This is a genomic window from Qipengyuania sp. B-5 (genome assembly GCF_056857815.1).
Genome location: NZ_JBSXNU010000042.1, coordinates 12,734 through 29,402, shown reverse-complemented (window position 1 = coordinate 29,402; position 16,669 = coordinate 12,734). Strand labels below are relative to the sequence as shown.

22 protein-coding genes are annotated in these 16,669 nt (G+C 60.8%); 5 read left to right on the top strand and 17 right to left on the bottom strand.

All coding sequences use genetic code 11. The features are described 5' to 3' along the window. Positions 1 to 16 precede the first annotated feature (16 nt). From AC13CE_RS07100 to AC13CE_RS07080, 5 genes are all read left to right on the top strand, one after another. Positions 17 to 352: a hypothetical protein gene (locus AC13CE_RS07100; protein ID WP_482971995.1), complete on the top strand. Its 336-nt coding sequence runs from the start codon at positions 17 to 19 to the stop codon at positions 350 to 352. Next, entirely contained in the window at positions 345 to 1,763 is a 1,419-nt protein-coding gene (gene lpdA / locus AC13CE_RS07095) for a dihydrolipoyl dehydrogenase (protein ID WP_482971994.1), read from the top strand. Before AC13CE_RS07100 ends, lpdA begins: the two co-directional genes overlap by 8 nt. A 224-nt stretch (positions 1,764 to 1,987) precedes the next feature. Then, entirely contained in the window at positions 1,988 to 3,322 is a 1,335-nt protein-coding gene (locus tag AC13CE_RS07090; RefSeq protein ID WP_482971993.1) for an amidase family protein, read from the top strand. A 45-nt stretch (positions 3,323 to 3,367) separates the two neighbouring features. Then, the gene (locus AC13CE_RS07085) at positions 3,368 to 4,072 is read left to right on the top strand and encodes a PepSY domain-containing protein (RefSeq protein WP_482971992.1); all 705 of its coding nucleotides are present in this window, start codon (positions 3,368 to 3,370) and stop codon (positions 4,070 to 4,072) included. After that, complete coding sequence (locus AC13CE_RS07080; protein ID WP_221539060.1) at positions 4,069 to 4,704, top strand: TRIC cation channel family protein; 636 nt, start codon at positions 4,069 to 4,071, stop codon at positions 4,702 to 4,704. The genes AC13CE_RS07085 and AC13CE_RS07080 overlap by 4 nt, the downstream gene beginning before the upstream one ends. Here AC13CE_RS07080 and AC13CE_RS07075 read toward each other — a convergent pair. From AC13CE_RS07075 to rpsN, 17 genes are all read right to left on the bottom strand, one after another. After that, positions 4,701 to 5,498, bottom strand: coding sequence for a hypothetical protein (locus AC13CE_RS07075; protein WP_482971991.1), 798 nt, complete (start codon positions 5,496 to 5,498; stop codon positions 4,701 to 4,703). The two genes, AC13CE_RS07080 and AC13CE_RS07075, sit on opposite strands and share 4 nt — an antisense overlap. Positions 5,499 to 5,641: 143 nt before the next feature. Next, positions 5,642 to 6,238, bottom strand: a complete 597-nt coding sequence (locus tag AC13CE_RS07070; RefSeq protein ID WP_482971990.1) for a hypothetical protein — start codon at positions 6,236 to 6,238, stop codon at positions 5,642 to 5,644. A gap of 130 nt (positions 6,239 to 6,368) precedes the next feature. Continuing rightward, the gene (locus AC13CE_RS07065; protein WP_482971989.1) at positions 6,369 to 7,721 is read right to left on the bottom strand and encodes a serine hydrolase domain-containing protein; all 1,353 of its coding nucleotides are present in this window, start codon (positions 7,719 to 7,721) and stop codon (positions 6,369 to 6,371) included. Between the two features lie 90 nt (positions 7,722 to 7,811). Next, the gene (gene rplQ / locus AC13CE_RS07060; protein WP_482971988.1) at positions 7,812 to 8,231 is read right to left on the bottom strand and encodes a 50S ribosomal protein L17; all 420 of its coding nucleotides are present in this window, start codon (positions 8,229 to 8,231) and stop codon (positions 7,812 to 7,814) included. Positions 8,232 to 8,321: 90 nt separating this feature from the next. Beyond that, positions 8,322 to 9,377: a DNA-directed RNA polymerase subunit alpha gene (locus AC13CE_RS07055; RefSeq protein ID WP_221539065.1), complete on the bottom strand. Its 1,056-nt coding sequence runs from the start codon at positions 9,375 to 9,377 to the stop codon at positions 8,322 to 8,324. A gap of 108 nt (positions 9,378 to 9,485) precedes the next feature. After that, positions 9,486 to 9,875 (bottom strand): 30S ribosomal protein S11, encoded by a 390-nt coding sequence (gene rpsK / locus AC13CE_RS07050; RefSeq protein ID WP_006831904.1) that lies wholly within the window; start codon positions 9,873 to 9,875, stop codon positions 9,486 to 9,488. Positions 9,876 to 9,930: 55 nt separating this feature from the next. Further along, positions 9,931 to 10,299 (bottom strand): 30S ribosomal protein S13, encoded by a 369-nt coding sequence (rpsM, locus tag AC13CE_RS07045; protein ID WP_473822098.1) that lies wholly within the window; start codon positions 10,297 to 10,299, stop codon positions 9,931 to 9,933. A 332-nt stretch (positions 10,300 to 10,631) separates the two neighbouring features. After that, entirely contained in the window at positions 10,632 to 11,210 is a 579-nt protein-coding gene (locus tag AC13CE_RS07040; RefSeq protein ID WP_482971987.1) for an SRPBCC family protein, read from the bottom strand. A gap of 57 nt (positions 11,211 to 11,267) precedes the next feature. Next, on the bottom strand, positions 11,268 to 11,912 hold the full coding sequence (locus AC13CE_RS07035) for an adenylate kinase (protein ID WP_221539071.1): 645 nt from the start codon (positions 11,910 to 11,912) through the stop codon (positions 11,268 to 11,270). A 32-nt stretch (positions 11,913 to 11,944) separates the two neighbouring features. After that, on the bottom strand, positions 11,945 to 13,309 hold the full coding sequence (gene secY, locus AC13CE_RS07030) for a preprotein translocase subunit SecY (protein ID WP_221539078.1): 1,365 nt from the start codon (positions 13,307 to 13,309) through the stop codon (positions 11,945 to 11,947). Positions 13,310 to 13,413: 104 nt separating this feature from the next. After that, positions 13,414 to 13,938, bottom strand: a complete 525-nt coding sequence (gene rplO / locus AC13CE_RS07025) for a 50S ribosomal protein L15 (RefSeq protein WP_482971986.1) — start codon at positions 13,936 to 13,938, stop codon at positions 13,414 to 13,416. Between the two features lie 95 nt (positions 13,939 to 14,033). Continuing rightward, the gene (gene rpmD, locus AC13CE_RS07020; protein WP_482971985.1) at positions 14,034 to 14,222 is read right to left on the bottom strand and encodes a 50S ribosomal protein L30; all 189 of its coding nucleotides are present in this window, start codon (positions 14,220 to 14,222) and stop codon (positions 14,034 to 14,036) included. 5 nt (positions 14,223 to 14,227) lie between these two features. After that, entirely contained in the window at positions 14,228 to 15,073 is an 846-nt protein-coding gene (gene rpsE, locus AC13CE_RS07015) for a 30S ribosomal protein S5 (RefSeq protein WP_482971984.1), read from the bottom strand. Next, complete coding sequence (rplR, locus tag AC13CE_RS07010) at positions 15,073 to 15,417, bottom strand: 50S ribosomal protein L18 (RefSeq protein ID WP_482971983.1); 345 nt, start codon at positions 15,415 to 15,417, stop codon at positions 15,073 to 15,075. The genes rpsE and rplR overlap by 1 nt, the downstream gene beginning before the upstream one ends. Before the next feature lies 1 nt (position 15,418). Then, positions 15,419 to 15,952 (bottom strand): 50S ribosomal protein L6, encoded by a 534-nt coding sequence (gene rplF, locus AC13CE_RS07005; protein WP_221539086.1) that lies wholly within the window; start codon positions 15,950 to 15,952, stop codon positions 15,419 to 15,421. Beyond that, entirely contained in the window at positions 15,952 to 16,347 is a 396-nt protein-coding gene (rpsH, locus tag AC13CE_RS07000; RefSeq protein WP_160728623.1) for a 30S ribosomal protein S8, read from the bottom strand. The genes rplF and rpsH overlap by 1 nt, the downstream gene beginning before the upstream one ends. 11 nt (positions 16,348 to 16,358) lie before the next feature. Beyond that, the gene (gene rpsN, locus AC13CE_RS06995; RefSeq protein WP_160728624.1) at positions 16,359 to 16,664 is read right to left on the bottom strand and encodes a 30S ribosomal protein S14; all 306 of its coding nucleotides are present in this window, start codon (positions 16,662 to 16,664) and stop codon (positions 16,359 to 16,361) included. Positions 16,665 to 16,669 lie beyond the last annotated feature (5 nt).

Sequence of the window (16,669 nt, the reverse complement as noted above, 5' to 3'; positions counted from 1 at the left end):
CGAGCAAGGAACCCAGATGTTGAAACGCGCTACCCTGATGATCGCGGCAGCGACCGCTCTCGCGGGCTGTGACGCTGCGACCCAGATCGCGGGTGAAGCCGTAGAAGGCGAAGTTCGCAACGCGGTTGCCGCGCAGTGTGAGCAGATTTCGGAAAATGCCGGTATCGTTTCGGGCCGCGTGTCCGAAGTGTGCCAATGCAGTGCGGACACCTTCGTTTCCGATCCCGACCTCACGATGGAAGACGTGAGCCGCGAGCGGATCGAAGGCATCGTGAACGATTGTGCTGCAAGCACGAGTGCCCAGCCCGGCACGTCCAGTGAAACTACGCCAGCGGAGGAAATCGGTGGCTGATCAGAATTACGACTACGACGTCCTTGTCATCGGTGCCGGACCCGGCGGCTATGTTGCAGCGATCCGTGCAGCGCAGCTGGGCCTGAAGACCGCCTGCGCCGAAAGCCGCGAGACGCTGGGCGGAACCTGCCTCAACGTGGGCTGCATCCCGTCGAAGGCGATGCTCCACGCGTCCGAATTTTTCGACGCCGCATCGAACGGCACAATGGCCGACATGGGCATCGAGGTCACTCCCAAGCTGAACCTCGACAAGATGCACGACCAGCGCCGCGATGCGGTGAAGGGCCTGACCGGCGGCATCGAGTTCCTGTTCAAGAAGAACAAGGTCGACTGGAAGAAAGGCCACGCCACCTTCCAGGACGCGCATACGGTCGAGGTAGGCGACGAGACTGTCACCGCCAAAAACGTGATCATCGCTACCGGCTCCTCTGTCACCCCGCTGCCGGGTGTCGAAGTCGATAACGACAAGCAGGTGGTGGTCGATTCTACCGGTGCGCTCGAACTGAAATCCGTGCCGAAAAAAATGGTCGTTATCGGCGGCGGTGTGATCGGGCTCGAACTCGGTTCGGTCTGGCGCCGCCTTGGCGCCGAAGTGATCGTGGTCGAATACCTCGACAAGCTGCTGCCCGGAATGGACGACGATGTCCGCAAGGAAGCAGCCAAGATTTTCAAGAAGCAGGGTATGGATCTGCGCCTGTCGACCAAGGTCACCGGCTGCACCGTCAAGGGCAAGAAGGCCACCCTCACCCTCGAACCCGCCGCTGGCGGCGACAGCGAGGAACTGGAAGCAGATTGCGTGCTGGTCTCGATCGGCCGCCGCCCCAATACCGACGGTCTCGGCCTCGACGCCATCGGCCTCGAAACCAACAAGCGTGGCCAGATCGAAACCGATCACGATTTCCGCACCAAGGTCGACGGCGTGTGGGCGATCGGCGATGTCGTCCCCGGACCGATGCTGGCCCACAAGGCCGAAGACGAAGGCATTGCCTGCGCCGAGAACATCGCCGGGCAGACCGGCATCGTGAACCACGATGTCATCCCCGGCGTGGTCTATACCTGGCCCGAATTCGCCGGTGTCGGCCTCACTACCGAAGAAGCCATCGAAAAGATGGGCGGCGACAAGGCCAAGGTGAAGGTCGGCAAGTTCCCGATGATGGCTAACAGCCGCGCCAAGACGAATCACGAGCCAGACGGTTTCGTGAAGGTCATCGCCGAAGCCGAAACCGACCGCGTTCTGGGCGTTTGGTGCATCGCCAGCGTTGCCGGTACGATGATCGCGCAGGCGGCGCAGGCGATGGAATTCGGCGCCACCAGCGAGGATATCGCCTACACCTGCCACGCTCACCCGACCCATTCGGAAGCGATCAAGGAAGCGGCGATGGCAGTCCAGGGCAAACCGATCCACATCTGATCCTCCGGCGCCGAAAGAGGGCAGTGGCAGGGGACTGTTCACCTGATGGGCGGCCCCGTCAGGCTATCTGCGAGACCAGAGGGGTGTCCTACCGCGATAGGCGGCGTTATTCCCTCCCCTGAAGTCACGTGTAGCCTGGGGGAGGTTATTTTGGCTCTGGACAGTGTAACACCCGGTCCATGTCTCCCCGAATCGGGACGAGAAAGTCGGGAGGAAACATGGGCATGAACTTTCCAGTGCTGACCAGCCAGCCGGGAGCCTTGGAAACCGCAGCGATGATCGCGCGTGGGGAAATCTCCCCGCCTGAGGTGGTGGACGCGGCGATTGCGCGGATCGAGAAGCTGGATGCGCATATCAACGCGGTGGTCGTGTGCGATTTCGAGCGCGCCCGTGACACGGCGCAGGCGATGGCCCGCACCGGCGCTGGCAAGGACCAGCCACTTTTCGGCGTCCCCATGACCATAAAGGAAAGCTTCGATATTGCGGGGCTCCCCACATGCTGGGGTCACGAGGAATTCGCCCGCAATATCGCCAGCGCCGATGCCCGCATCGTGCGCCTGCTCAAGCAGGCTGGCGTCATTTTCCTGGGCAAGACCAACGTCCCGCCCGACCTTGCCGACTGGCAATCCGCCAATCCCGTCTATGGCCGGACGCACAACCCCCACGATCACGAGCGTTCGCCCGGCGGGTCATCCGGGGGATCGGCGGCTGCAGTAGCCAGCGGGATGGTGCCTTGCGAGTTCGGCACCGATATTGGTGGATCGGTGCGCGTTCCGGCGCATTTCTGCGGCGTCTGGGGTCACAAGACGAGTTGGGGCCTGATCAGCAAGCAGGGTCACGAACATCCGCTCATGGCCGGGCGCGGCGCGCATGACGGGGCTTTGTCGATTGCGGGACCGCTGGCACGCAACGCCGCCGACCTTGCCGGCCTGCTTCGAATCACCGCCAGCCTACCGCTTCCGGAGCGCAAGAAGCCGCTCAAGAATTGCCGCGTGCTCGTGATTGCGGAGCACCCGTCCTGTCCTACCGACAGCGCGGTGCGGACTCTGATGGAGCAGGCTGCTACCATACTGGAATCTGTCGGGCTCGGGGTAGATCGGGCGAGCGACCTCATACCCGATCTGGAACGCCAGCACGGCGATTACATGCGCATGCTCAATATCGCGATGGCGCGCGGCGCTCCGGCGAAAGATGGCAAGCGGGCCAGTGCAACCGACTGGTTCGACTTGCTGGACAAGCAGGCTCGCAATGAACTGGTATGGGAGCGCCTGTTCGAAGATTACGATTTCATCCTCGCCCCGCCTGCCCCGGTCCTCGCTGTCCCGAACAGCAAGACGCGCGTGTTCGACGGCACGCTCGAGATCGATGGCCGAGACGTTCCCGGCGCGGCGGGCCTCTGCTGGGCGGGCCTCGCAACTTTCCCCAACCTGCCCTCGACTGTCCTGCCCATCGGCGAAAACGGCGGCCTTCCCTGCGGAATGCAGGTGATCGGCCCGCGTTGGTCAGACTTTGCCTGCATCCAGGCCGCGGAAGAGATCGGCCGGGTCTTGCACTCCTGAGCGCAAGTGCCCAAACCTCCCACCCGCACGACGGGAGCAATTTGAATGGCTAACCAGCGCATGATGCAGCGCTTTGCGAAATGGCACATATGGCTTGGCTGGCTGGTCGGGGTTCCGGTCCTCATGTGGACAGTGACCGGCCTGGTGATGGTGATCAAGCCGATCGAGGAAGTGCGCGGCGACCATTTGCGCAAGGAGGTGGCCGAAACCGCCCTTCCCCGCGATACCCATATCGCGGTTTCGCTGCCAGCCGAGAGCACTGCACCGGTCCGCTCGGTAACCACGCAGGTCGAGCGGGGCGAAACGGTGACGCGGATCGCCTATATGGATGGCTCAAGCGACCGTTTCCGCGCGGACGGCGCGAAGATGGCGCCGCTTTCGGAAATCGAAGCGCGCATGATCGTCGAAGAAGGCATCGTGGGGGGTGACGAGGTGGTGGGCACTGCTCGCTACGCAGCCGAAAACGTTCCCTTCGACTTCCGCCGGCCGATACCCGTGTGGCAGATCGCTCTGGCAGACGGGACGCATGTCTATGTCGGCACGGAAACGGGCGCGATCGAGGCGGTGCGCACCGAATGGTGGCGCACCTTCGACCTCATGTGGGGCCTGCACATCATGGATCTGGAAACGCGTGAGGATACCAGCCACCCGGTGCTGATCTTCTTCGCGCTGCTCTCGATACTCGGTGCATTGCTCGGCTGCGTGCTCATGTTCCGGCGGCGCAAGGCGCGGGTGGCAGTTCCGTCGTGAACGAGGAAATCCTCACCCCTGTTCTGGACTGGCTCGATCTCGCCGGCGTGGCGATCTTTGCGCTCACGGGCGCCTTGGTGGCAACCAAGGAGCGGCAGACCTTCGTCACGCTGGCCTTCTTTGCGCTTGTGACCGGTGTGGGAGGAGGAACGGTGCGCGACCTGCTGATTGGTGCGCCGGTTTTCTGGATTACCGACCCCTGGGTCGCGGCGATCTGCCTGGGCGTGGCCCTGTTCGCCTGGTTCACACCGACCCGCTGGTGGGAAGGAAAGTTCCTGTCCATTGCCGACGGTGCCGGACTGGCCGCCTACGCGGTCCTGGGGACGGCCAAGGCGCTGCAATATGGTGTTCCGCCCATCCCCAGCGTGCTGATGGGTGTGATCACCGGAACTGTCGGTGGGATGCTCCGCGATGTGCTGGCAGGGCGTCCGTCGATCCTCATGCGTCCCGAACTCTATGTGACCGCAGCCGCGCTTTCTGCCAGCCTGACGGTCGCTGGTACGCTTGCAGGTATCATGAACTGGTGGACCTGGATCGCGGCTGCGCTTGCAGGTTTCGCCCTTAGGCTGGCCGCGATCCTGTTAAACCTGGCCCTTCCAGCCTATCACGAGCGGGGGCAAAAAGCCGATTAGGCGCCGGCGCCCGGGTAGCCGGTGCCGATCTCGAGGTCGCCTTCGATATCCTCGTCCGCATCGACAGGACCTCCGGGATAGGCAGGCTGCGCAGGAACAGGCGCGCTGCTCTCTTCGCTTTCCACGCGGCTCCATTCGGACGCGTAGCGATCATCATCCCATTGGCGGTCGTCTTCGTCGCGGGTTTCGGATGCATAGCCGCGATCTTCGTACCCGTATTCCGCGCCCTCGTACTCATCGTCATAGTCGGGCTCGTCGTATTCATAGCCTCCATCACGGCTTCCGAAATCGATGCTGTCGATCCGACCGTTCTCGTCGATGAAACAGTTGAAGCGGTCGCCGTTGAAGATCGTGCCTTCGACCATCCATCCGCGCGCAACGCGATCCACGCGCTCAACCGTATCGACACGGCGGTCCCGCTCGACGGCATCGACGCACATCTCCACTGCGCGATCGATACCGCGCGCACCATCCCAATGTGTATCGCGGCGATAGTCGCGCTCGCGGTCGCGCCGGTCATCTCGCGTGGCAACCTTGGCCACATGCGCGATGGCGCCGACGATAAGCACGCCAGCGATCACATCCCCCAGCCCGGGCCCGCGACGATAGCGGTACCGGTGATAGCGGCGATGTTCGGCAGTCTGCGAAGCTTCCACATCGAGTATCGGTACGGCTGCGGCATATGCGGGCTGTAAAGGCGATGCTGGCAGTTCTGCAGCCTGAGCCGGCATAATGGTAAGAGAAAGCGCAGCAAACATGGCAGGCGCGGCGGCGAGGTTCTTCAATTGCGGCATGGCCAATCCCTGTTGAATGCACCCCCACCTGGTGCGATTCGCATAACGATATCCGGTTCATGCGCGCGCAAGGCTTTAGCGAGGCTGAACCACAAAAATGGCCCGGACAATGAAGCCCGGGCCGAAGTTGATTTTAAGATGTCTTAGCGAAGTCCGCGAATGCCGCTGTAATCGACATGGCTTACCCGGCCACGCTCGATGTAGCAGGTGAACTTCCCGCTATCGCGGTTGCTCCAGCGCTGATACCGATTGTTGCGATCACGATAACCATAACGATCGTAACGACCGCCACGGTAGCTGCCATCGACTACGATGCGCCCCTTGACCTTCCAGCCGTAACGGGTGTCGTCCACATCGCGGATTTCGGTCACCTGCGCATAGCGATAGCCCCCGTACCGACTCGCGTCGCGCTTTGCGGCAGCGACACACTGGTTTACCGCAGCACGCGGATTGCCACGATAGCGATAGGCGTCCCGGCGATAATCTCGGCCGCTGTTGTAGTAGCGTCCATCACGGAAATAGCGTCCGTCGCGATAATAATCGCGATCCTTGCTGGCAGCGCTGGCAATAGCTGCAATGCCGCCGATGATTACTGCGCCGGCGATCACGTCGCCGACGGAAATTCCATCGTCATCGTCGTAGCCCTGGGCTTGCACGGGAGTAGCCCCGGCAAGTGCCATGGCACCAACGGTAGCGGTTGCGATCCCACCCTTCGCGAAATTTTTGAAATAGTTGGTCACGTGAGGTTCTCCTCATCTCTACCGGGGCGGGATTGCCTCGGTTGAATGAGGTTTTAGATGATTCGCTGTGAGATGACGCTGAATCGCGATTGCAGCTTTTGTTCAGATTACAGGAAAGTTTTATGAATGCCTAATTTCTTAGAGAATCAAGTACATCGCGCGTAAACGAAGCGATGTCGAAGCGCGAACCGACTGGATCTTCGCCTCGGCGAACGATGACGATGTTCATACTCGGCACGATTACTATGAACTGTCCGCGATTACCCATCGCGGCGAAAGTGTCGGGTGGAACGCCTTCGGAGTTGTTCAGCAGCCAGAACCCCGCGCCGTAGCCGAAGGGACCGTCTGGCTGCGGACCGGTTGGCGACGAAACGTAATCGACCCAATTCCCGGGAAGTATACGCTCACCCCCAGGAAGGACGCCGTCGTCCAGATACAGCTGACCCAGCTTCGCAAGATCGCGCGCGGTGGACCAGACTTGGCTCGAGAGTACATAGTCGCCCTGCCAGTCGGTTTCGGCCACGGTGTGGTCCATTCCGATCCTGGCAAAAAGCTCCGCAGGGCTTTGCCTTTCCAAATAACCCTCGATCGCCTTGACGGCAGCCAGTGTGTCATTGTTGGCATATCGATAGACTGAGCCCGGTTGGTGCAGCAGCGGCCAATGCAAAGCCGTTTCTTCTACGGTCGCCCCGCCGAAATAGAGCGGATCGGTTCGATTGCCTGCAGTATCCGAATAGCGGCCCGAGGCCATTCGCAGGAGATCATCGATGGTAATCAGCGTGCGCCGGTCGCTGGGAAATAGACCGATTCCTGCAGATTTTTCGACATCCGTTTCGCCAGCCTGAACGGTCGCGCCCACCAGTGTAGCCGCGATGCTCTTGGCCACCGACCAGGTACGCTGCGGAACCGCGGGGCCGAAATCGGAAGCATATTCTTCGCCGATCACGTCACCGTTACGCATTGCCAAGACCGCCGTGGTTCGTGTCCCCTCGCCATAGGCTTCTTCGAATGCCCGACCGAATACTGGGGCGATCTTCGGTTCCGGTGTCACCAGTGAAACCCGTTCGAATTCAGAGGCGGGTCTTTTGGTCGCAAAGGGCAGCCGGACGCCATTTACAGGAAGCTGCGAACAACCCCTCATGGAATCGTGGACCGCCATGCGGGGGAGAGACTGCTCGGCCCATTCCACCGAGACCGTTGCAATTTCCCCGTCGGCATCTCGCTGGATCTCGTAGGGCAGCGCCGCGATCAATCCGTCCAGAGGCTCCTGAATGCCCGATAATTCCCACCGCTCTATACTTTCCGGTGTGCGGGTCGCGCCGTTACGCTCGGCATTGGCAATCGCGCTGCACAGGAACAGCGCCTTGTAGCCCGCCGCGAGCGCACGATCGTGGCGTTCCTCAAGCTTTTCCTGAGTAGTCGACTGTGCCGAGAGAGACACGCCGGCGAAGAGCGTGGCGGCTGCTAAAGCTGTCCTGATCATGCCGTCACTCATGGCACGGGTTCGTATCGATGCAAACAAAAGGGCCGGAGGATTTCTCCCCCGGCCCCGCTTGTCTCGATATGGAGCCGCTTACGCGTCTTCCATTTCCTCTTCCGCCATCACAGGGCCGCTATCCTGGCCCTTGGCGTCAACGTCACGATCGACGAGCTCGATAACGGCCATAGCCGCAGCGTCGCTGCCGCGGTAGCCGGCCTTGATGACGCGGGTGTAGCCGCCTTCACGGTCCGAGTAACGCTCTGCAAGGATGTCGAACAGCTTCTTGAGCTGCGTTTCATCGCCCAGCCTGCTCATCGCGAGGCGGCGGTTCGAAAGACCGCCACGCTTTGCCAGCGTGATCAGCTTTTCGATATAGGGACGCAGTTCCTTGGCCTTCGCCTGCGTGGTGAGGATCTGTTCGTGCTTGATGAGCGCAGCGCTCATGTTGCGGAACAGGGCCTTGCGGTGACCGGTCTTGCGCTGCAGCTTGCGGCCGGAAATCTTGTGACGCATTTCAACTTTCCTTCGTTCGTAGGGGGCCCGTTCTAGGTAGCCCGATACGGGCCGGATTAAGGGGTCCGGCCCAATCCCCGATGCAAGGTCTTAGCCCAGCAGCTCCTGTTCGAGCTTCTTGGCCATTTCCTCGATATTTTCGGGCGGCCAGCCAGGAATGTCCATGCCGAGGCGCAGGCCCATCGAGCTCAGGACTTCCTTGATCTCGTTTAAAGACTTGCGGCCGAAGTTCGGCGTACGGAGCATCTCGGCCTCGGTCTTCTGGACCAGGTCCCCGATGTATATGATGTTATCGTTCTTGAGGCAGTTGGCCGAACGGACCGACAGTTCCAGTTCGTCGACCTTCTTGAGAAGGTAACGGTTGAGCTGGTTGGTGTCGCTTTCCTGCGGTTCGGCAGCCTGGCCGATCATCCCGCTGGTCGGCTGCGGGATGCCGTCCTCGAAGTGGACGAACAGCGTCAGCTGGTCCTGAAGGATGCGCGCAGCATAAGCCACGGCGTCTTCCGGGGTGACGGTACCATCGGTTTCGACGGTCAGCGAGAGCTTGTCGTAATCGAGTTCCTGTCCGACGCGGGCGTTCTCGACCTTGTAGCTCACCTGGCGAACCGGCGAATACAGGCTGTCGACCGGAATGAGGCCGATCGGCGCATCGACCGGACGATTCATCACGGCAGGGCTGTAACCCTTGCCGGTATCGGCGGTCAGCTCCATGTTGAGCGTCGCACCTTCGTCGAGGTGACAGATCACGAGGTCCTTGTTCATGACCTCGATGTCGCCCGACACGGCAATGTCGCCTGCCTTCACCTCGCCCGGGCCAGTGGCCGAAAGCTGAAGGCGTTTCATGCCTTCACCTTCCATCTTGAGCGCGATCTGCTTCACGTTCAGGACGATATCGGTGACGTCCTCGCGCACGCCGGCGAGCGAGGAGAATTCATGCAGCACGTTCTCGATCTTGATCGAGGTGATAGCTGCGCCCTGGAGCGAGGACAGGAGCACGCGGCGAAGCGCATTGCCGAGCGTGAGGCCGAAGCCGCGCTCGAGCGGTTCGGCCACGAAGGTCGCCTTACGCGCCTTGTCGCCACCGTCCTTGATGTCGAGGGTGTTGGGTTTCTTGAGTTCCTGCCAGTTCTTGATGTTGACGGACATGGATTTCCCCTGGTGTGGATGCGGGCAGGACCGGAGCTCTCAATCGAGCGTCCGGTCCGTGGAAAGTGTCGGTGGCTCAGCGGATCCGAGCCACCAGGCAGGTACGGATCAGACGCGGCGACGCTTGGAAGGACGAACCCCGTTGTGCGGGATCGGCGTCACGTCGCGGATCGAAGTGATGGTGAAGCCCACTGCAGCAAGACCGCGCAGTGCGCTCTCGCGGCCCGAGCCCGGGCCCTTCACTTCGACTTCCAGGGTGCGCACACCGTGTTCGGCGGCCTTGCGGCCCGCGTCGTCGGCGGCGACCTGCGCTGCATAGGGAGTCGACTTGCGGCTGCCCTTGAAGCCCATCATACCTGCACTGGACCAGCTGATCGCATTGCCCTGTGCATCGGTGATGGTGATCATCGTGTTGTTGAAGCTGGCGTTGATATGCGCAACGCCGCTCGAAATGTTCTTTTTGTCGCGGCGCCTAACGCGGCCGGGTTCGCGTGCCATGGTGTATCTTCCTCTATATTCTCAAGAAGGGAAAAGCGTTCGGACTGGCCGAAGCTTACTTCTTCTTGCCGGCGATCGGCTTGGCCTTGCCCTTGCGGGTACGGGCGTTGGTGTGGGTGCGCTGGCCGCGAACGGGCAAACCGGCACGATGGCGAAGGCCGCGGAAGGACTTGAGATCCATGAGGCGCTTGATGTTCATCGCGGTGTTACGACGAAGGTCACCCTCGACGGTGTAGTCGGAGTCGATCGTCTCGCGGATGCGCAGGACTTCCTCATCGGTCAGGTCCTGTACACGGCGGGCATGATCGATACCAAGCTTGTCGGCGATCTGGACAGCCGTGGTACGACCGATACCGTGAATATAGGTAAGCGCGATGATAACGCGCTTGTTGGTGGGGATGTTTACCCCGGCAATACGAGCCACTTAAATCTCCATGCTCCACAGGATCCTTTTAAGCGGGATCCCATCTCAACGCTTTGTTTTCATTGACATTAACGGACGCCTCTAGCGCAAAAAGCCCGGATGGCGTGCACAATATCTGGCGCCTGCCGGACTCACCGCAAGTGTCGAATGAATGGCGCGCTTAGTAGGATTCGCGCCGAGCGTCAACCGTCAGCGCGCGCAATCACCGTAGCCGTCGATATGGTTGGCCCGGTGCCGAGTTCAAGTACCTATATAGACGAATGCCTATCGCAGGTCAAAAATGCCCAGAAGCTGGCCTATGGGTCGAACAGGGCATCGGCGTCTCGAAACTGCTAATCGGGCTCGGCAGAGTCTGCTGCTTCAGGCATGGCGAGTGCACCCAAGTGATCGCGCAGACCGTGAAGTTGCTGAGTCATCACGCTGTCGACCGCTTTGGATATCGTATCGATCTCGAACCCCATGGGTCCGCCGACATTATACTCCCATTCGACCAGAGTGCCGCCCTCGATCGGTTTCAGAGTTACGGTTAGAACACCGGTAGCAGGGACTGCCTGCAATGGCCCCAACTCGCCCCGGAGCCGGAGCGCCCTGTCCGGTACTGCCTGAACGACCACGGCATGTTGTGCGCTTCCGTCCAGAGGAATATCTCCCTCACCAGGAATCGTCTCACAGAAGCAACCGCCCGCGCTAGGCACCAATGTCATGTTCGACGCATCGCCCGACCAGCTGTGATCGTCATTCCACCACGTGCCCGGCTTGATGAGCGCTAGCCAGACCTGCCGCGGCGTTGCGGCAATGGAGGCCGTTTCCTTCGTGACGAAGCCATGCTCACTTTTGGCGACAACCTCTGCTGACGCAGGAACGGCCCCGCCCAGCGAACAGATGACTGCCAATGCCCAAAAATGCTTCATGCCCATCTCCCCTATGTCCAAGATAGGCTTATTGCGGAGTAGGTCTTTTGGAAAGCCTCAGCCGAGAATCGAGTCGATCGCGTGGGTCACTTCATCGATGGCGCCCATGCCGTCGATACGCTTCACGATGCCACGCTTTTCGTAGCCCGGAAGGATAGGCGCCGTCTCGTTGCGATAGACCGACATGCGGTGGCGCACTGTTTCTTCATTATCGTCGGGACGACGCTTGAATTCTGTTGCGCCGCATTCGTCGCACACACCTTCCACCTTCGGTTGCTTGAAGGTGTCATGATAACCCGCGCCGCAGTTAGCGCAGCTAAAGCGACCGGTAATGCGTTCGACCAGTGCATCCTCGTCGACTTCGAGCTCGATCACATGGTCGAGGCTGCGTCCATGCTTGGCAAGAATTTCATCGAGTTGTTCGGCCTGTGCCGCCGTGCGCGGATAACCGTCGAAGATAGCGCCCACTTCCGGGCCCATATCCTCAAGCTTGGCGTCGATCATCGCTGAAACGATATCGTCTGAAACGAGGCCACCCGAATCCATGATGTCGGCAACCTTTCGGCCCAGCTCCGTATCGGCCTTGCGCGTTTCGCGAAGCATATCCCCGGTCGACAGCTGCATCATCCCATGATGCTCCACAAGCCGCTGGGCCTGCGTGCCTTTGCCTGCGCCCGGAGGGCCTAGAAGAATGATGTCCATCGAGAGAGGTCCCCTTCCCCAAGTGTCCTGCCTTAACGCAGGCGGCCCTTCAGCTTGGCCTTTTTGATGAGATCGCCATACTGGTGTGCCAGAAGGTGCGACTGGATCTGGCTGATCGTATCGACGGTGACGTTCACGACGATCAGCAGGCTGGTGCCGCCGAGGAACAGCGGAACGCCGGTCTGGGCGATCATGTATTCGGGAACCACGCAGACGAATGTCAGGTAGATCGCGCCGATAACGGTGATGCGGGTGAGGACGTAATCGAGATATTCCTCGGTCCGCTTACCAGGACGGATGCCCGGCACGAAGCCGCCATTCTTCTTGAGGTTCTCTGCAGTCTCTTCAGGGTTGAACACAACCGCGGTGTAGAAGAAGCAGAAGAAGATGATGCCGACTGCATAGAGAGTCATGTAGAGCGGCTGGCCGTGCTGGAGGTACTGCAGAACCGTCTGCAACGCCCCGCCGGTGGTGCTTTCGGTGTCGAGCGAATTACCCGCAAACTGTGTGATCGTAAGCGGCAGCAGCAACAGCGAGCTGGCGAAGATCGGAGGAATCACGCCAGCGGTGTTGAGCTTGAGCGGCAAGTGCGAGCGATCCGCCTGCATCATGCCGCGCTGCGTCGCACGCTTGGGATACTGGACCAGCAAGCGGCGCTGGGCACGCTCGAAAAAGCTGATCAGCAGGATCAGGCCTACGACCATCACTATGAAGCCGAGCAGGATACCTGTGGCGATCGAGCCTTCACTGTAGCCCGAAGCCATGTTCGAGACAAAAGTCGGAAACTGGGCGACGATGCCGGCCATGATGATGAGCGAGACGCCGTTGCCGATCCCGCGGCTGGTGATCTGCTCACCCAGCCACAGCAGGAACATCGTTCCGCCCACGAGACTGATGACCGCACCGATGCGGAACATGTAACCAGGATCGACCACGGCGGCGATACCACTGGATGCACCATAGCTTTCGAGCCCTGCGGCGAGAAACCAGCCCTGGATGGTACAAAGGAAAACGGTGCCGTAGCGCGTGTACTGGTTGAGCTTCTGCCGACCGACAGTGCCTTCCTTCTTCATCGCGGCGAGCGTCGGATGCAGGGCCGAGGCCATCTGCACGACGATCGAAGCGGTGATGTAAGGCATGACGCCGAGCGCGATGAGGCTCATGCGTTCGAGGCTGCCGCCGGTAAACATGTTGAACATGTCGAGCACGCCGCCACGGGTCTGATCAGCAAGCTGCGTCAATGCGCTGGCATTGATGCCCGGCAGCGGCACGAAGCTCAGGAATCGGAAGACGATGAGCGCACCGATCGTGAACCAGATGCGATTCTTCAGCTCGGTGGCCTTGGAAAAATTGGCGAGGCTTATGTTGCTCGCGAAACTATCGGCGCGTGATGCCATTGGTCGTCTTCGATCCTAGCTTGTCGCCGGCCCGTCCCGGCGTAGACCGGACAGATAGGGAGCAGGATGACGAATGTCGAACCCTGCTCCCCGATTTCCATCAATTATTTGGACTTCTTAGCCTTGTTGGCTTCGGTCCGCTTGGCCTTTTTCTCGGCTTCGCTCTCACCGCGGTCGATCACTTCAACCGAACCGCCGGCCTTCTCGACCGCCTCGATGGCACCCTTGGAAGCACCGGCAACGATGAACTTCGCCTTGGTCTTGAGTTCGCCCTTGCCGAGTAGACGGACGCCATCCTTGCCGCCGCGTGCGAGGCCGGCGGCCTTCAGCGCTGCATGGTCGATGTCTTTCTTGGCGTCGAGCTTCTTCGCGTCGATGAACTTCTGGACCATGCCCAGGTTCACTTCGGCATAATCCTTGCCAAACGGATTGTTGAAGCCGCGCTTCGGCAGACGCATGTGGAGCGGCATCTGGCCGCCTTCGAAGCCCTTGATGGCAACGCCCGAACGGCTCTTCTGGCCCTTCTGGCCCCGGCCGCCGGTCTTGCCCTTGCCCGAACCGATGCCTCGGCCGACACGGATGCGCTCCTTGCGGGCGCCGGGATTGTCGCGGATGTCGTTCAGTTTCATAGTGTGCACTCGCTTTCGCTTTTGTTCGCGCTGTAAAATGGAAGCGGCCCGCTAAAGCAGCAGGCCGCCCCCGTCAAATGTCTTTGCCGAAGAGTTTAGTCTTCGACGATCGCAACCAGATGCGGGACCTTGGCTACCGCACCGCGCACCTCGGGGGTGTCCTGGCGTTCGACGATCTTGTGCATCTTGTTGAGGCCAAGACCGATGAGGATCTTGCGCTGGCTTTCTGGGCGGCGGATCGGCGAACCGATCTGCTTGATCTTGATGGTCTTGTTCTTCGCCATCTCAATTACTCCGCGATAGCGGCGGCGTCGGCTTCAGCCTCTGCCTCCGATGCGCCACCACGGCCAAGCAGGTCTGCGACCTTTTTGCCGCGGCGCTGAGAAACCGACTTCGGTGAAGTCTGTTCGGTCAGCGCGTCAAACGTGGCGCGGATCATGTTGTAGGGATTCGAGGTGCCGACCGACTTGGTCACCACATCGGCAACGCCGAGGCTTTCGAACACGGCACGCATCGGACCACCGGCAATGATACCGGTACCCGGAGGCGCGGTACGCAGGGTAACCTTGCCAGCACCGAAGCGACCGTTGCCATCGTGATGCAGAGTCCGACCTTCCTTCAGCGGAACGCGGATCATCTTCTTGCGCGCAGCGGCCGAAGCTTTCTGGATCGCTTCCGGCACTTCGCGGGCCTTGCCCTTGCCAAAGCCGACGCGGCCCGCGCCGTCACCCACGACCACGAGAGCAGCAAAACCGAAGCGCTTACCGCCCTTCACCGTCTTGCTGACGCGGTTGATGTGGACGAGCTTTTCGATGATGCCGTCATCTTCTTCCTCGCGGCGGTTACCACGGCGATTGTCGCGACCACCACGGCCACGGCCACCGTCACGGTTGCCACCGCGACCGCCACCACGCCCACCACGCTCGCGCGGCTGACCTTCGGCGCCCTGTGCGGGATCCTGGCTGGCAGCTGCTTCCGAAGGTGTGTCGGCGATTGCCGGCTCTTCCTTGGTCACGGCATGCTCGGTTTCGGCTTCCGCCACACCGGCATCGGCCTTAGCCTTCGCTACTTCAGGGGTTTCAGCCACGGCGTTTTCCGCCTCGGCATTTTCGTTTTTCTTGTCGTCAGCCATCATCAGAACTCCAGCCCGCCTTCACGGGCGGCGTCGGCCAGCGCCTTGACGCGGCCATGGAACAGGAAGCCGCCGCGGTCGAACACCACGGTGGTCACGCCGGCCTTCTTGGCGGCAGCAGCGATGTCTGTGCCGACCTTCTTGGCCGCATCGACATTCGCACCAGTGCCCTTCACGCCCAGCGTCGAAGCCGCAGCAACGGTCTTGCCTTCGGCATCGTCGATGATCTGCGCGTAGATATGCTTGCCGGTGCGGTGCACCGACAGACGGGGCTTGCCACCGGCACGATTGCGAAGCGCAGTGCGGACGCGGCGACGGCGACGTTCGAAAAGAGAAAGCTTTGCCATCTTACTTCTTCTTCCCTTCCTTGCGGAAGATATACTCGCCGCGATACTTGATACCCTTGCCCTTGTATGGTTCGGGCTTGCGCCATTTGCGGACATTCGCCGCGAACTGGCCCACGGCCTGCTTGTCGATACCGCTGATTTCCACGGTCGTCTGGTCCGGCGTCTTCACTTCGATACCTTCGGGAACATCGAGATCGACGTCATGCGAATAACCGAGCTGAAGCTTGAGCTTCTTGCCCTGCGCCTGAGCACGATAGCCGACACCCGAAATCTCGAGCACCTTGGTGAAACCTTCCGTAACACCTTCGACCAGGTTCGATACGAGCGTCCGCTGCATACCCCAGTGGTTACGGGCGGCGCGCGTGTCGTTGGCCGGAGTGACGGCGATTTCGTCGTTCTCGAGCTTGTAGGTCACGAGTTCGGAAAGACCCATCGAAAGAGTGCCCTTGGGACCCTTAACCGACAGAGTATCGCCTTCGATATTGGCAGTGACCCCGCTCGGGATCGCTACCGGCTTCTTGCCGATGCGGCTCATCAGAACACCTCCGCCAGCACTTCGCCGCCGACGTTTTCGGTACGGGCTTCCGCATCGGAAAGCACACCCTTCGGCGTCGAGACGATGGTGATGCCGAGACCGTTGCGCACAACGGGAAGTTCTTTCGAACCCGCATAGACGCGGCGGCCAGGCTTGGAGACACGGGCAACATGCTTGATCGCAGGTTCGCCCTCGAAATATTTCAGTTCAATCCGCAGCGCGGGGTGTTTGCCCGAAGCATCTTCGCTGTAGCCACGGATGTAGCCTTCGCGCTGGAGCACTTCGAGGACGTTCGCACGCAACTTGGAAGCCGGCGAAAGGACACTGTCCTTCTTCGCCTGCTGGCCGTTGCGGATACGGGTGAGCATATCACCCAGGGGATCGGTCATAGCCATCTGTCAGTACCTCACCAGCTCGACTTGGTCAGGCCTGGAATCAGGCCCTTGTTGCCGAGGTCGCGCAGTTCGATGCGGTTGAGGCCGAACTTGCGGTAGTAGCCGCGCGGGCGGCCGGTGGTGGCGCAGCGATTGCGCACGCGGGTGGGATTAGCGTTGCGGGGCAGCTCGGCCATTTTGAGGCGCGCCATCAGACGTTCGCCTTCATCCAGGCTTTCGTCGTCTGCGATTGCCTTAAGCTTCGCGTACTTTTCCGCATACTGCTTGACGAGCTTCTTGCGACGCTCGTTCTTGTTGATCGAACTCAGTTTCGCCATTGGAC

Coding starts and splice junctions, on each gene's coding strand:
- AC13CE_RS07100 (WP_482971995.1), top strand. CDS start 17: ATGTTGAAACGCGCTACCCTGATGATCGCGGCAGCGACCGCTCTCGCG.
- rplQ (WP_482971988.1), bottom strand. CDS start 8,231: ATGCGTCACAAGATTTCCGGCCGCAAGCTGCAGCGCAAGACCGGTCAC.
- rplO (WP_482971986.1), bottom strand. CDS start 13,938: ATGAAACTGAACGACATCCGCGACAATCCCGGCGCCCGCAAGGAGCGC.
- AC13CE_RS07040 (WP_482971987.1), bottom strand. CDS start 11,210: ATGAAGCATTTTTGGGCATTGGCAGTCATCTGTTCGCTGGGCGGGGCC.
- AC13CE_RS07065 (WP_482971989.1), bottom strand. CDS start 7,721: ATGATCAGGACAGCTTTAGCAGCCGCCACGCTCTTCGCCGGCGTGTCT.
- rpmD (WP_482971985.1), bottom strand. CDS start 14,222: ATGGCGAAGAACAAGACCATCAAGATCAAGCAGATCGGTTCGCCGATC.
- AC13CE_RS07085 (WP_482971992.1), top strand. CDS start 3,368: ATGGCTAACCAGCGCATGATGCAGCGCTTTGCGAAATGGCACATATGG.
- AC13CE_RS07055 (WP_221539065.1), bottom strand. CDS start 9,377: ATGTCCGTCAACATCAAGAACTGGCAGGAACTCAAGAAACCCAACACC.
- rplF (WP_221539086.1), bottom strand. CDS start 15,952: ATGAGCCGCATCGGCAAGAAGCCGGTAGCGATCCCGAGCGGGGTCACT.
- rpsH (WP_160728623.1), bottom strand. CDS start 16,347: ATGGCTATGACCGATCCCCTGGGTGATATGCTCACCCGTATCCGCAAC.
- AC13CE_RS07090 (WP_482971993.1), top strand. CDS start 1,988: ATGAACTTTCCAGTGCTGACCAGCCAGCCGGGAGCCTTGGAAACCGCA.
- secY (WP_221539078.1), bottom strand. CDS start 13,309: ATGGCATCACGCGCCGATAGTTTCGCGAGCAACATAAGCCTCGCCAAT.
- AC13CE_RS07075 (WP_482971991.1), bottom strand. CDS start 5,498: ATGCCGCAATTGAAGAACCTCGCCGCCGCGCCTGCCATGTTTGCTGCG.
- rpsE (WP_482971984.1), bottom strand. CDS start 15,073: ATGATGGCTGACGACAAGAAAAACGAAAATGCCGAGGCGGAAAACGCC.
- rpsN (WP_160728624.1), bottom strand. CDS start 16,664: ATGGCGAAACTGAGTTCGATCAACAAGAACGAGCGTCGCAAGAAGCTC.
- rplR (WP_482971983.1), bottom strand. CDS start 15,417: ATGGCAAAGCTTTCTCTTTTCGAACGTCGCCGTCGCCGCGTCCGCACT.
- rpsK (WP_006831904.1), bottom strand. CDS start 9,875: ATGGCACGCGAACCCGGCCGCGTTAGGCGCCGCGACAAAAAGAACATT.
- AC13CE_RS07035 (WP_221539071.1), bottom strand. CDS start 11,912: ATGGACATCATTCTTCTAGGCCCTCCGGGCGCAGGCAAAGGCACGCAG.